Below are 12713 nucleotides of genomic sequence, written 5' to 3'. Positions count from 1 at the left end.
CTCACAGATTTTGGTTGGTTATTTACTCGCAATATCAATATCTATAATATGACATTGCGGCTTAGCACCTAGTCTGAAAGGTACTAATGTCGTGCCATAGCCATTACTAACTAAGGTCATGACACCATCTCGCTCTCGATAAGAACCATTTGGATGTACACCATAGGGACCGAATCGAATCTGCCCCCCATGTAAATGCCCTCCCATCATTAAATCAGCATGGAACTTTGCACGAACTTTGGCAAAAACACCTGGATTATGAGCGATAAAAACAACCAAATCCTGCTCTCCAACCTTCGCAAAGGCCTTTTCAAAACTATATTCCTTCACCGTTGTATCTTCAATGGCACTTAGCCAAAAGCGATTTTTGGTGGGAAGTAGCACAGCATCATTAACGATGATTTGAACCTGGTGCTCTTGTAAAATGGCCTTCAGCCTTTCCTCTCCAACTTCTCTGTCATTATTCCCCCAAACAAAGTAGGTTGGTCCGATAGAAGTTACTAATTGTAAATTTTCATGAATTCGTGCAATGGGTGTACGACTATCTGCAAAGTCCCCACCAATGATGACAGCATCAAAATGGCCCTCTAACCGGTCAATCATTTTCTTATTTATTTTACGCAAATGAACATCTGAAATAAAAAATAATCGTACCTTCTCCTGCTCACCCTGTAATGTTAGCTGGTGATGCAAAACATTGTTTTCATGCGCTACCTTCCACATATAAAGTAGAAAGGCAATAGCTATTAATAGCAATAGCCCTAAATATAGCATTCCCTCACTTCTCCTTACGACAGCAAAAAGGCGATTCTTCTTAACAAACGAATCGCCTTTTTGCTAAATCAGACATACGTTTTGGTGTGAACGTTTGTCTGTTATTTTATACATTAAGGTAGTTTTATTACTTGACCAACCATGACAGTATTCGAAGACATGCCATTGGCTGCGCGAATTTTTGCTAATGTCGCTTCACTGCCATCGCCATAATGATTTAATGCAATGCGGTATAAGTTCTCATTTGCTTTTACAGTATGTGTACTTGCTTTAGCATTTTGTTTTGCTTCTTCGGCTTTTTTAGCCTCTTCGGCTCTTCTCGCAGCCTCCGCCTGTTGTTGAGCTATTCTAGCTTCCTCAGCTCGTTTTGCTGCTTCGGCTTTTTCAGCTGCTTCGGCTTTTTTCGCTTCTTCAGCCTTCTTAGCCTCTTGCGCTTTTTTCGCTTCTTCCGCGGCCTTTTGTTCAGCCGCTAGTTTATCTGCATCTTTTTGAGATTGCTCCTGAGCTTTTTTATCAGCCTGACCGTCTTGATCCTTTTTATCTTGATTTGATGCAGATGCTTCTGAAGGATCTAATTCGACGACCTGTTCTGCTGTATCCTTCTCAGCTTGTTCAATCGTTTTTCCTGGTTCATAAAACTTCCAAAAATAAATGAGTATCGTTAATGGAATAAGGATAAAAATAACAAAAAGAATTGTCATTAATGGTGTTTTTCGTTTTGAATTATTTGGCTTTTTGTTTTTATTGCCATTTTTGTTCATTCTGGAAACTCTCGATAAAGACTGCTCTTTTTGTTCATCTTCAAATGATTGACGATGCTCTTCTATTTTATCGCGATAATCTTCTTTATTCATTCGCCTTTCCCCCAACCTTACTACGCTTTCTATCATTTCTATTATGACGAATTTTACGAAAAAAGTAAATGACCGTCAGTTTTAGTCTAAATACCCATTAAAAGTTGCTGCAATCGACTTTCCCATGACATCATTTCCATTTTCTTATCTTCTTGTAAGCGTGTTTTCTTGATTTCATCATAATGGATTCCACAATTTTCACAACAGTTTTCCGGCCTTTTCTGCAATTTTTGCCCAAAATACCCGACTAAATGTTCACGAATACAGTCTTTTGTCTGAATGATTTTAAGCATTTCGTCCACTGCACGGTACTTCTCTAGGGCTAAATGATTTAGTCGGGCCTTTACTTGTTCCGTAGATTCTTGTTGAATCCAGTAGTCCAACACTCGAAAGGCTGTCTCACTCAACTCGCCATTCTTTAGCATTTGTGCTGGCTGGATTTGCTGATTAAGTAATTCCTGGTAGCGATCAACATGGTGAGGTGTCGGCAAATCACCTGTCACAACAAATTTCGCCTGCTCTTCATCTCCATCACTATACAGTAAAATGGCAAGCGCAGAATGACCATCTCGACCGGCACGTCCAATCTCCTGCATATAATTCGCAATATTGCCAGGCATAGATTCATGTATTACTTGGCGTATATCTAGTTTGTTAATCCCCATGCCGAAAGCATTTGTTGCTACTATCCAATCCAGTTCACCATCTATAAACTGTTGTTGGATAAACTGACGGTCCTCTGCACCATAGCCCGCATGGTATGCAGCAGTCCGAATACCGGCTTGTAAAAGGGCCTCGCTGTATTGTTGCGCACGTTTACGAGAGGAAACATACAAAATACCTGGGCCTGCCGTTTCTTTAATATGTTGCATGAGCCACTTAGATTTATCAGCCTTATCCTCTACTACAATGCGACCTAAATGAATATTTGGTCGGTCCACATTATACATAAACTCAAATGGAGCCTTAAGTGATAGGGTCTCCCTAATATCTTGAACAACCTTTTTCGTTGCTGTTGCTGACAACGCTAAGATTGGTGGACGATTTCCCCTCGAAAACCATTCACCTATGCGTAAATAATCCGGCCGAAAATCAAATCCCCATTGTGAGATACAATGCGCTTCGTCTACTACAATTAATCCTAGCTTTATGTGTGCTAGTTTTTCTTGTACCTGCTGTTGAAGGAGCATCTCTGGTGATGTAAAAATAAAGCGATACTGTTCTAAATAATGTAGCACATAGCGTTTTTCCGTGACGGTTAAAAAGGAATTTAGTGCAACAACCCTTTTTTCCCCGAAACGTTTCAGTTCCTCCACTTGATCCTGCATTAATGAGAGCAATGGCGAAACAATTAATACCGGCTTCTCTAACGTATAGGCTGGGAGCTGATAGCAAAGTGATTTCCCCATTCCTGTTGGTAATAACGCAATAACATCTTGTTCCTCCAGTATAGCTTCAATGACTTCTTTCTGCCCTGGTCGAAAGGATGAATAACCAAAATGCTTTTGCAATAATTGTTCAAGTTCCATTTAAACTTCTCCTTTCGCAAGGACAAGCCTTAATTGAAAATAACTCATATCATTTAAAGCTTCATGTAATATTTTTAATTTTTTTGTTTGATATTGCGCCGACGCCTGCCAAACTTTTTGTGCTTCTTCATATGAGACGAATGGTCCAATAGAAAAGTTCGGTTCATACATTGCTAATTCCACAAAATGATCCTCTATTGTACTTTGTTTTAACTTCCTCAATTGTACAATTTGCTCTATTGAATAGCCTTGTTCATATAATTGTGCTGTTTGTTGTGCAGAATCGGTTAACAATATTTTCACTTTTAATCCTTCTGCTATTTGCCCAAGTAAAGGATAATCATTATTTGTTTGATGCACTTCATTTAATAATATATGTAGTGTTTCAATAAAAGCTAACTGACTATCAAGCACGGATTCCTTTCGTTCATCCGCAAGCTGTTGCCACGTCCAACCAGGTAATCGATGACCGCTTAAACGGTATAGAACTAGCTGCTTATTAGCATCTGAAATAGGAAGAATGTTAAGTACATTTGTACATTCTACTAATAATTGTTGCTGTAAATGCCCTTCTTTGTAATGGTGCCCCTGTAAAAATGACCGCACCCATGCTTGTATCGCTGGATCTCTACTGATGGGAGAAAAAGAACGAACTGCTGCAGCTTGATGTGACAAACTTTGGACAATTAAAGATAGCCGGGCAAAAAAAACATGCTCATTCCCACGATAATGCCAGCCATCAAAGAAAAAGCTCGGTGTTTGTTGGGCTCGCTGCAATCCTAGCTTTTCCATGTAGAAATGACCAGATTCCTGCACTTTTAACCAACTATATTGCATAAATAATGTAACAGCCTCATCAAATGTAGCACGAGGTAGTTTTGGTAATAAGCCAAAATATGAATGTAACTGAAAAAGGCCAATATCTTGAATTGTCTGGCCTGAGCGCTTACCTCTTAAAACATGATAGGCAGCCGAAATTGTACGTTCATTATTGAGTTTTTGAAAGATTTGCAATAAAATTTGATGAAACATTGACGCAAATTCCTCCAATTTAATAGTATTTAAGTTGAAATGTAAGATAAACATCTTTAAAATGAGTATGAAGCTTTGTAGGAACATCGTTAAAGGAGAGAATAAAATGGCTAAATACACAATTGTTGATAAAGATACATGCATCGCTTGTGGCGCATGTGGAGCCGCAGCGCCAGACATTTATGATTATGATGATGAAGGGATTGCCTTCGTTATTTTAGATGATAACATGGGAACTGCTGAAGTGCCAGAAGATCTATTAGAAGATATGCAAGATGCTTTTGAAGGTTGTCCAACAGACTCTATCAAAGTAGCAGATGAAACTTTCGATGGGGACGCATTAAAATACGAATAGTCTTCAATTGAATGTATACCCTAAAAGGCATCCTTCATTGGATGCCTTCTTATTGATTAAAATTATTGCTAATTTTTGCATCAGATAATAATCATATGGTCCATTCTATACATAACAATCTACTGGAGGAATGATGATGTTTAAGCAGTTACAAGTAGAGCATAGTTTATTTCATATTGATCAAGACCATATTGATTTATTTAAAACTCTTGCGGCAAAATGGCAAACAGTTTTTCCAGATGTATATGCAAAATGTTTGAATACGTTAGATTCATGGGCCAGCGTTTTAAATAGCTGGGTTTTCTTTAAATCTCAGCATACCGATGAACTTATTCTCAATCCTTCTAAAGCTATCTACTACTCAATCAATACATTTTTAATAGATGAGCTCAAAAAAATTCAAATAATTCAAAAAATAAGAGAATGTGATAATGATGACTTACAATACTTCGTTGCCTTTCAATTAGGGAATGCCATAGACTTGTGGATTTACAATACCGTTGAAAAAAGTGCTGAGTCTGATTTATTAGAGCTACCAGAGGAGAAGCCATATTTTCTAGCTTATTTAGAGGATGATTTTCAAACTGACAACGCTTCTTTTCATAGAGATCAAACAAGAGCAATTAAAGTTCTTGTGCAAGCTATTCGCACTCAAAATTGCTTTAGAATTGCTGTCAACAATGCAGTTAATCGAGCAATCGATATGTATGAATATCATGTTATAAAATAAATAGCCATTATTTAATTCGTCTCTTCTGGGATGAATTTTTTTTGCTATTTAACAGCCTCTCTTTTTATCTTATTATTGCAACGCTATTTTATGTATGATAAGATTTTAGTAGTTGGTACTAATAACAGATATTATCTCACAAAGGAGTTCTTCATAATGATGGATAATTTATTACAATTAAAAGATAAGAACATTGTTGTTATGGGTGTTGCAAATGATCGAAGTATTGCTTGGGGCATTGCGAAACGCTTATTTGATGTAGGTGCAAACGTCATTTTCACGTATCGTCAAGAACGCTCATTAAAAAAATTACAAAAACAATTAGACAATATTGGACAATCCGATTCTCTCATTGTTCAATGCGACGTAAATAGTGATGACAGTACAAAAGCAGCTTTCGATGAAATCGGCTCTAAGGTTGGCGTTATTCATGGCATTGTTCATTCAGTAGCTTTTGCTCATGCAGAAGATTTACACAATCGCTTCCTTGAAACAACACGTGAAGGCTATGCATTTGCACAAGATACAAGTGCTTATTCATTAATTTCAACAGCAAAAGCAGCTCATCCATACATGACTGAGGGTGGCTCTATTGTCACAATGAGTTACTTAGGTGCAGAACGTGTACTGGATGGCTACAATGTTATGGGTGTAGCAAAGGCTGCATTAGAGGCTTCTATGCGCTATCTTGCTGCTGATATCGGCCAAGATAATATTCGCGTCAATGCTATTTCAGCTGGTGCTATTCGTACTCTTGCTGCAAAAGGTGTCCCATCCTTTAATACAATTTTACACAAAATCGAAGAAACTGCTCCTTTAAAACGTAATGTTCAACAAGACGAAGTAGCAGATATGACGCTTGTGATGCTATCTCACCTATCACGTGGTGTCACTGGTGAAACAATCTACATCGATGCTGGCTATAATATTATGGGTTAACAACGAAAAAGTATGGAAGATGAATAATCTTCCATACTTTTTTTTGTCTACAGCATTGTCCATATACTTTGTATTAATAGCATCATGCCAGCAGCAAATAATAATAAATATACCAATTTTAAAAATAGCCTTTGATGAAGTTTTTTAAATACGATTTGTCCCACAATAAGGCCAATCAAAACAATTGGTAAGGCGTATAGACTATAGAGCCAAACCATTAAACTGGTGCCCTCAATCGTTAGTTGAGATAGTAAGCTAATTAGATAAATAAATATATAATAGGCTAATGAAGTTGCTCGAATCATTTCTTTATTCTTTTTCGTGCTCGCAAAATATAGTAATAACGGTGGTCCTGCCATGCCAATACTCGTTGTAAATATACCGGAGATGAAGCCAACACCGTAATCTCTACAGCTTGTTTGTTGAATGGAGAAATTTTTAATTAAAAGAATCGTTAACCCTAATAAAAGGATAGCGATGAGCAGTTTGAATGTCGTCACATCAACCAACGCAAAGAGTAAGCTACCAAAAGGTGCGCCTACAACGCTTCCTATAATCACCTTTTTGAGTAAGGTCAGATCAATATCCTGTCTTACTTTTAAAATCAAGGAAAAGGAAATAACAAGGGACAGAATTATATTCATTTGCATCGCCTCTTGTGGTGAAAAAAGCAGCAGTAAAAAAGGCGTAGCCATAATGGAAAAACCAAATCCTGTACTAGTTTGCAAAATCGATGCCGTTAGGATAATAAAAAAGAAAATAAATAATTCCTGCAAAACGTCACCTCACATCATCAAATGTTATAAAGTTGTTGCGCTATTTTGTTTAGCAATAATCCTATTTAATAAATAAGATAGCACACAAGCTATCACTAGAAATAGAGCAATCATCGCTATAACACCTACCCAACCGTATTTCACCCAAAAGACACCGCCTACTGTCCCACCAACACTCGAACCAAAATAATAGAAAAATAAATAAAGAGATGAAGCTTGTGCTTTATCGTGGGAGGCCCGTTTGCTCACCCAGCCACTAGCAATAGAATGAGCTGCAAAAAAACCAAAGGTAAAAACCGTAATGCCTATAATTTTTAAAGTAAGTAGTCCATTAAGCGTGACAATGGAACCTGCTAACATAATCGCAATAGCTAGTAACAGCATTCGTTGTCGACCATATCGATCAGCCAGACTGCCAAACCATGCAGAGCTAAATGTTCCAACTAAGTAAATGACAAATATCCAGCCTACAATGGTTGCACTCAAATTATAGGGGGGTGCCATCAATTTGAAGCCAATATAGTTGTAAAGTGTAACAAAGCTCCCCATTAACACAAAACTTATACCATAAAGACATAACATAGAAGGGTCCTTCATATGTTGATAAAGTGTTTTGGCCAATGCTTTTAATTGTAGCGGTCGGGCGCTAAAATGTTTGGAACTAGGCAGCATCCAGACAAACAACACACTGACAAGAAGGCTAATTCCCCCTAGCACGATCATCCCTATATGCCAGTTATAATGATCCGTTATTGTGCCAATGATAACTCGCCCACTAAGCCCTCCTACTGAATTACCGCTAATATATAAGCCCATAGCAACCCCTAAGCTCGCTGGTTCCATTTCCTCTCCTAAATAAGCCATAGCGATTGCAGGTAATCCCGCGAAAACAATCCCCTGAAAAATGCGTAATATAATAATCGTTTCAAAATTAGGAGAAAATGCTAGTGCAAGCGTAAGGATAGAAGCTGCAAAAATCGAAATGGTCATCAGCGATTTTCGTCCCCATGCCTCGGATAGCGAACTGACAATAATTAAACTTAATGCTAAAGCAAAGGTAGTTACGGAAAGAGATAAACTAGCCATAGCTGGTGAGACGTGAAAAATGTCTGCAAATGTTGGCAATAATGGCTGTGTTATATACAAGTTCGCAAAGGTAATAAAGCCTGCTAAAAACAATGCCCAGTTTGTTTTATAAAATGCTCTCGTGCCCTTTTGTATATACTCCATATATCTCTCTCCTTCACTTCTACAACGTACTACTATTATTCTAATACAATATTTCGCAAAACACACAACAGTTTGTCAAAAAACAGACAAAAATTTTATCACTTTTTACGAGGGATTCCCAATTTTAGTTGACAAAAAGAAATAATGCTATTTATTCATTTTTTTGAAATTTACTATTTTAGCTTAGGCAACTATTGTGCTACAGTAAAACTAGAAATCATCTAGAACCATTGTCACAAAAAAATTAGATGATCTACCTATTTTTCATTGACTATACTCGGAGGAACTTTTATGAAAATTATCGAGGCTTTAGCCCTAGCAGCACCTTATATTCATCTTGCATTAAAACAAGAAGCTATTGTAGCTGTTGTTGAAAAGGAAAGTGAAACAGTCGTTAAATATTTGGCAGGTAAACGTGTGGATACCGGTGATAAAGATGGACAAAAAGTAAATCCTAATGATCAGAATGTTTACATTGCCTTTAATGGACAAAATGCAGATGTGATTATTCCAGAGGAGGTATACGGCGTAGCCCTTAATGCTTTTTCATTCCCCATTCGTGAAAATGGTCAAGTTGTAGGGGCATTGGCTTTTGGTCTACCAATTGATAATGAACTAAAGCTCGAAAAATATATGGGTACCATGGATAATATTATCAACAGTCTACAAGATAAAGTACATACCATTGCTTCTCATTCAGAGGAATTAGCGGCGACAAGTGAGGAAATTAATAAGCAAGCGCAGCACGCATTAGAGGATTCTGAGAAAACAAATGCAGTGACCGATTTAATTAAAAGTATTTCACGCCAAACCAATTTACTAGGTTTAAATGCATCCATTGAGGCAGCTCGTGCTGGTCAGCATGGTGCAGGCTTTAATATCGTGGCACAAGAGGTTCGAAAATTGTCCTTTGAGACATCCAGCGCTACTGAAAATATAGAAACTTCTTTACGAAATATTAATAGAAATCTTGAAAATCTAAGACAAAATATGGGACAAGTCAATGATGCAACGAATGAGCAAGCACAGCTCGTACAGGATTTTAGCGAAATCATTGAAGAGCTGACTGTACTTAGTCGTGAAATGAAAGGCTTTATGCATAATGCCTTAAAATAAGTGAGGTGAACAATTTGCAGATCACAATTAATCAAGAACTCTCTTTACGGACAATTTCTCTTGGGGACACAGAAAAAGTATTTGCCTTAACGAATGCCTCTAGAGAGTATCTAAAAGAATGGCTACCATGGTTGGATTATACAAAGGAGGTAGCAGATACACGCGCTTATATTGAGAGCTGTATCAAAGGACATGAAGCAAACAGTAGCCTCTCTCTCGTTATTGTCTTTAGAAACGAAATTGTTGGCATTGCTGGCTTTAATTCTATTAATGCTACTAATAAAATTGGGACGATTGGTTATTGGCTTAGTGAAGGAGCACAAGGGCATGGTATCATGACCAAAACAGTTAAAGCCTTATTACAATATGCCTTCGAAACATTGCAGCTTCATAAAGTAGAAATCCGTGCTGCTGAGGCCAATTACAAAAGTCGCGCGATCCCTGAACGACTTGGTCTAGTAAAAGAGGGGACGATTCGTGCAGCAGAATGGCTCTATGATCATTATGTAGATCATGTGGTCTATGGCATGCTCAAGAGTGAATGGCAGCAACAAAAATAAAAGTAGCGACCTGATGATAAATTCATCAGGTCGCTTTTATTAGGATTGTTCTACTGTTTCCTTCGTCTCTACGGCTTCAACAGGTGCTTGCTTTTTTTCTAGACCTAAAGCAATTTGTTCTAGCTCTGGTCGCAATGTATGCTTACCCGCATAACTTTCAATCAGTTCTTTCACATCAATCCCTGACGTTTCTTTTAACGTTTCCTGTAGTGTAGACATTAAATTGGTTGCATAGGATGTGACTTTATTCGCTCCACTGCCTTCTCCACCACCAGTATCGACAACTGTAATCTTATCGATATTGCCAAGTGGGCTTGCAAGCTCTTTTGCATACTCTGGCATCATGCGCACAACCATATCCAGCACAGCTGCTTGACCATAGTATTCAAAGGCTTCGGCAATCTTACGTTTAGCTTCAGCTTCTGCAAGACCGCGTAGACGAATAATATCTGCCTCTGTCTCCCCTTTTGCTCGTTCTGCATCCGCTTTAGCAAGACCGTCCAAACGAATTTTCTCCGCTTCCGCTTTTGCCAATGATTCAATGCGATATTTCTCTGCATCTGCCTGAGCAAGCTCTCGCATTTTTTCGGCTTCAGCATTTTGCTCTACCGCATAACGGTCAGCGTCCGCCTTTTTCTTCACTTCAGAATCATATTGCTTCTCGCGACGTAAAATCTCTTTTTCTTCTAATTCAATTTGCTTTTGACGTTCAATAATGCGAATTTGCATCTCTTGCTCCGTTACTTCCTGCTTTGCACGAGCTGTTTCAAGCTCATATGCTTGGTCAGCACGCGCTTTAGCAATATCCTGCTCGCGACGGAATTCTGCTACTTTTAATTGGTTTTCTTTTTCTGCTTCCGCAATTTCTGTTGCACGCTCTAATTCCGCCTTCTGGGCTTCCTTAGACGCCTCAGCACGCTTAATACGTGTTTCCTTCTCTGCATCTGCTGTTGCAATATCAGCATCACGTTTCACCTGTGCGATTCTTGGCTTACCAAGTGAATCTAAATAACCGTTTTTATCTCGTACATCCTTAATCGTAAAGGATACAATCACAAGACCCATCTTCGCTAAATCCTGCGAGGCCACACGTTGAACCTCCTGTGAGAATTTATCACGGTTTTTGTAAATCTCCTCCACTGTCATGGAACCTAAAATTGACCGCAAATGACCTTCTAACACTTCACGGGCTTCACCTTCTCGCTCCGCTTTTTGCTTTCCTAAAAATTGCTCTGCAGCTGTAGCTATTTCTGTGATAGAACCCCCAATTTTGATGATGGCTGTACCATCTGCCATGACCGGAACACCTTGCTCTGTGTACACTTCTGGCGTAGTCACTTCTAGTTTACTAGATAATAAACTTAACGGCTGTGCTTGCTGGAAAATGGGAAATACGAATGTACCTCCCCCACGAATAATTTTTATACGATTTCCTGACTCATCCTTATGTACATTTTTTGAGCCAAGATAGCTACCTGTCACAATCAGTGCTTCATCAGGACCCGCCGTACGATACTTTGTCACATACAATCCGACTAGCGCAATTAAAACAAACGCTACAATTCCTAATACAGTTAAAATTTCGGTTGACATAGATGTATCTCCCCTTTAAACAAATTTTTTCTCATACGTTCTAACAAAAAGTGTACCGTCCTTCACATCCACTACAAGTACGGTCTCATCATAAGCAATCGCTTCATTATCATAGCCAGTTGCCCGCTTTGAAATCATGCCGCTTGTCGTTTCGATGACAACCTCTCCAAAGCCATCTACTGGAATGGGAACAATGACTCTCCCTAATTGCCCACCTAGTGATTCCTCGGTATAAGCTAAAGAAACATCAGCAGACCGTAGCGGAACGAGAACGAATAAATAAAATAAAGTACTTAAAATAGCGCCAATGATACATGCAGCAATGATATTCCAAACGCTAGAGAATAAGGCTAGTTTTTCTAAAATAAATCCTGCTGCTGACATCAACGTAATGAAAGATAGAATGACACTCGGATTCAAAATGGGTAGTCCTTCCCCAATACCTTCGACAGCATCACCAAAAAACATAACTAATATTGTGGCAAGGCCAGCGAAAATCAAAACCACTAAAAAGATTTGTTCGAGTGAATAGCCAAATAGCGTCAAGTTGCTCACCCCTTTTCATCATATTACCTACTATACGGATGTCACATAGGAAAGTTTCAAAAATTTTCAAATATTTTCTTCAAGTATTATTTTTTTCTTTATGTCGAACCATGTTACAATAAAAAGGAATTCTGGCAACTAAGGAGATACGGCATGAAGCTTTCGACTATCATCAATTTTGTTATTTTAGTATTTTTCACGTTATTATTCGTCAATGATTTCTTTCCTGACACTGCGATGGCTGCACTATTAACTAAAAAAATAATTCTACTGATATTAGTTGTTTTAGTCATCATACAGCTAGCTATCGACAAAGGTAGATATAAAAAATTATCCAAAAAGGCCTATATTGGTTTAACACTATATACAGTCGCGCTATGGATTGTTTTAACATTGCTTGGTGGTCAATCACAAATTGGCTTATCGTTCACAAGTCCTCTATTCTATATCATTGTTGTGTTGCTTGGACTTGATTTACTGCGTATTTCACGCCAAAGCAAACGGGAACAAACAGAAGAAAAAACAAAATAAGATTAGTGGTATCCGTCACTTCTACGGCTTAATCCACCGTTTTTTCTTTTCTATCCGTCACATTGTAGCTTTTATCGGGCAATTTGGCGTTTCTATCTGTCTACAAGATAAAAGCATGTCACCGACTGGCTCTCCAATCGGTAGACAT

The 12713-nt window shown here is 38.3% G+C and carries 14 protein-coding genes; 6 read left to right on the top strand and 8 right to left on the bottom strand.

What is annotated here, in order from left to right; all coding sequences use genetic code 11:
* Window positions 1-18 precede the first annotated feature (18 nt).
* The 4 genes from MKY49_RS06740 to MKY49_RS06725 all read right to left on the bottom strand — a co-directional run bounded on the left by MKY49_RS06740 (window position 19) and on the right by MKY49_RS06725 (window position 4189).
* Complete coding sequence (locus tag MKY49_RS06740) at window positions 19-774, bottom strand: metallophosphoesterase (protein WP_341385837.1); 756 nt, start codon at window positions 772-774, stop codon at window positions 19-21.
* A 113-nt stretch (window positions 775-887) separates the two neighbouring features.
* Window positions 888-1628: a LysM peptidoglycan-binding domain-containing protein gene (locus MKY49_RS06735; RefSeq protein ID WP_341385836.1), complete on the bottom strand. Its 741-nt coding sequence runs from the start codon at window positions 1626-1628 to the stop codon at window positions 888-890.
* Between the two features lie 86 nt (window positions 1629-1714).
* Window positions 1715-3157, bottom strand: coding sequence for a RecQ family ATP-dependent DNA helicase (locus MKY49_RS06730; protein WP_313470743.1), 1443 nt, complete (start codon window positions 3155-3157; stop codon window positions 1715-1717).
* The gene (locus MKY49_RS06725; RefSeq protein WP_274796328.1) at window positions 3158-4189 is read right to left on the bottom strand and encodes a helix-turn-helix domain-containing protein; all 1032 of its coding nucleotides are present in this window, start codon (window positions 4187-4189) and stop codon (window positions 3158-3160) included. It abuts the gene before it with no gap.
* A 106-nt stretch (window positions 4190-4295) separates the two neighbouring features.
* On the opposite strand from MKY49_RS06725, the gene MKY49_RS06720 reads away from it, so the two are divergent.
* The 3 genes from MKY49_RS06720 to MKY49_RS06710 all read left to right on the top strand — a co-directional run bounded on the left by MKY49_RS06720 (window position 4296) and on the right by MKY49_RS06710 (window position 6213).
* Complete coding sequence (locus MKY49_RS06720) at window positions 4296-4544, top strand: ferredoxin (RefSeq protein ID WP_274796327.1); 249 nt, start codon at window positions 4296-4298, stop codon at window positions 4542-4544.
* 136 nt (window positions 4545-4680) lie between these two features.
* Window positions 4681-5274 carry a hypothetical protein gene (locus tag MKY49_RS06715; protein WP_312505674.1) on the top strand — a complete coding sequence of 198 codons (594 nt, stop codon included), beginning with the start codon at window positions 4681-4683 and terminating at the stop codon, window positions 5272-5274.
* 156 nt (window positions 5275-5430) lie between these two features.
* Window positions 5431-6213 (top strand): enoyl-ACP reductase FabI, encoded by a 783-nt coding sequence (locus tag MKY49_RS06710; RefSeq protein ID WP_274796325.1) that lies wholly within the window; start codon window positions 5431-5433, stop codon window positions 6211-6213.
* A gap of 47 nt (window positions 6214-6260) precedes the next feature.
* On the opposite strand, the gene MKY49_RS06705 is transcribed toward MKY49_RS06710, so the two are convergent.
* Entirely contained in the window at window positions 6261-6989 is a 729-nt protein-coding gene (locus MKY49_RS06705) for a sulfite exporter TauE/SafE family protein (protein ID WP_341385835.1), read from the bottom strand.
* Window positions 6990-7013: 24 nt separating this feature from the next.
* Complete coding sequence (locus MKY49_RS06700; RefSeq protein ID WP_274796323.1) at window positions 7014-8219, bottom strand: MFS transporter; 1206 nt, start codon at window positions 8217-8219, stop codon at window positions 7014-7016.
* 291 nt (window positions 8220-8510) lie between these two features.
* Between MKY49_RS06700 and MKY49_RS06695 the strand changes: the two genes are divergently transcribed.
* Both MKY49_RS06695 and MKY49_RS06690 read left to right on the top strand, forming a co-directional pair.
* Window positions 8511-9335, top strand: coding sequence for a methyl-accepting chemotaxis protein (locus MKY49_RS06695; RefSeq protein ID WP_312505677.1), 825 nt, complete (start codon window positions 8511-8513; stop codon window positions 9333-9335).
* A 14-nt stretch (window positions 9336-9349) separates the two neighbouring features.
* A complete protein-coding gene (locus MKY49_RS06690) occupies window positions 9350-9895 on the top strand; it encodes a GNAT family N-acetyltransferase (protein WP_312505679.1) in 546 nt (181 codons plus the stop codon).
* Between the two features lie 39 nt (window positions 9896-9934).
* Here MKY49_RS06690 and MKY49_RS06685 read toward each other — a convergent pair whose 3' ends face one another.
* Window positions 9935-11488 (bottom strand): flotillin family protein, encoded by a 1554-nt coding sequence (locus MKY49_RS06685; RefSeq protein ID WP_274796320.1) that lies wholly within the window; start codon window positions 11486-11488, stop codon window positions 9935-9937.
* A 15-nt stretch (window positions 11489-11503) separates the two neighbouring features.
* Entirely contained in the window at window positions 11504-12034 is a 531-nt protein-coding gene (locus MKY49_RS06680; protein WP_313470677.1) for a hypothetical protein, read from the bottom strand.
* 153 nt (window positions 12035-12187) lie between these two features.
* On the opposite strand from MKY49_RS06680, the gene MKY49_RS06675 reads away from it, so the two are divergent.
* Complete coding sequence (locus tag MKY49_RS06675; protein WP_274796318.1) at window positions 12188-12565, top strand: hypothetical protein; 378 nt, start codon at window positions 12188-12190, stop codon at window positions 12563-12565.
* The last annotated feature ends 148 nt before the right edge of the window (window positions 12566-12713 follow it).

The organism is Lysinibacillus sp. FSL M8-0134, assembly GCF_038069745.1.
In the GTDB taxonomy this organism is placed as follows: Bacteria; Bacillota; Bacilli; order Bacillales_A; family Planococcaceae; genus Lysinibacillus; species Lysinibacillus irui.
Note: the sequence above shows the minus strand (reverse complement) of the source record. Positions and strands in the feature narration are given on the sequence as shown.

Bases quoted from the DNA above. Each gene is read 5' to 3' on its own strand.
- MKY49_RS06740 (WP_341385837.1), bottom strand. From the start codon at position 774: ATGCTATATTTAGGGCTATTGCTATTAATAGCTATTGCCTTTCTACTT.
- MKY49_RS06735 (WP_341385836.1), bottom strand. From the start codon at position 1,628: ATGAATAAAGAAGATTATCGCGATAAAATAGAAGAGCATCGTCAATCA.
- MKY49_RS06730 (WP_313470743.1), bottom strand. From the start codon at position 3,157: ATGGAACTTGAACAATTATTGCAAAAGCATTTTGGTTATTCATCCTTT.
- MKY49_RS06725 (WP_274796328.1), bottom strand. From the start codon at position 4,189: ATGTTTCATCAAATTTTATTGCAAATCTTTCAAAAACTCAATAATGAA.
- MKY49_RS06720 (WP_274796327.1), top strand. From the start codon at position 4,296: ATGGCTAAATACACAATTGTTGATAAAGATACATGCATCGCTTGTGGC.
- MKY49_RS06715 (WP_312505674.1), top strand. From the start codon at position 4,681: ATGTTTAAGCAGTTACAAGTAGAGCATAGTTTATTTCATATTGATCAA.
- MKY49_RS06710 (WP_274796325.1), top strand. From the start codon at position 5,431: ATGATGGATAATTTATTACAATTAAAAGATAAGAACATTGTTGTTATG.
- MKY49_RS06700 (WP_274796323.1), bottom strand. From the start codon at position 8,219: ATGGAGTATATACAAAAGGGCACGAGAGCATTTTATAAAACAAACTGG.
- MKY49_RS06695 (WP_312505677.1), top strand. From the start codon at position 8,511: ATGAAAATTATCGAGGCTTTAGCCCTAGCAGCACCTTATATTCATCTT.
- MKY49_RS06685 (WP_274796320.1), bottom strand. From the start codon at position 11,488: ATGTCAACCGAAATTTTAACTGTATTAGGAATTGTAGCGTTTGTTTTA.
- MKY49_RS06675 (WP_274796318.1), top strand. From the start codon at position 12,188: ATGAAGCTTTCGACTATCATCAATTTTGTTATTTTAGTATTTTTCACG.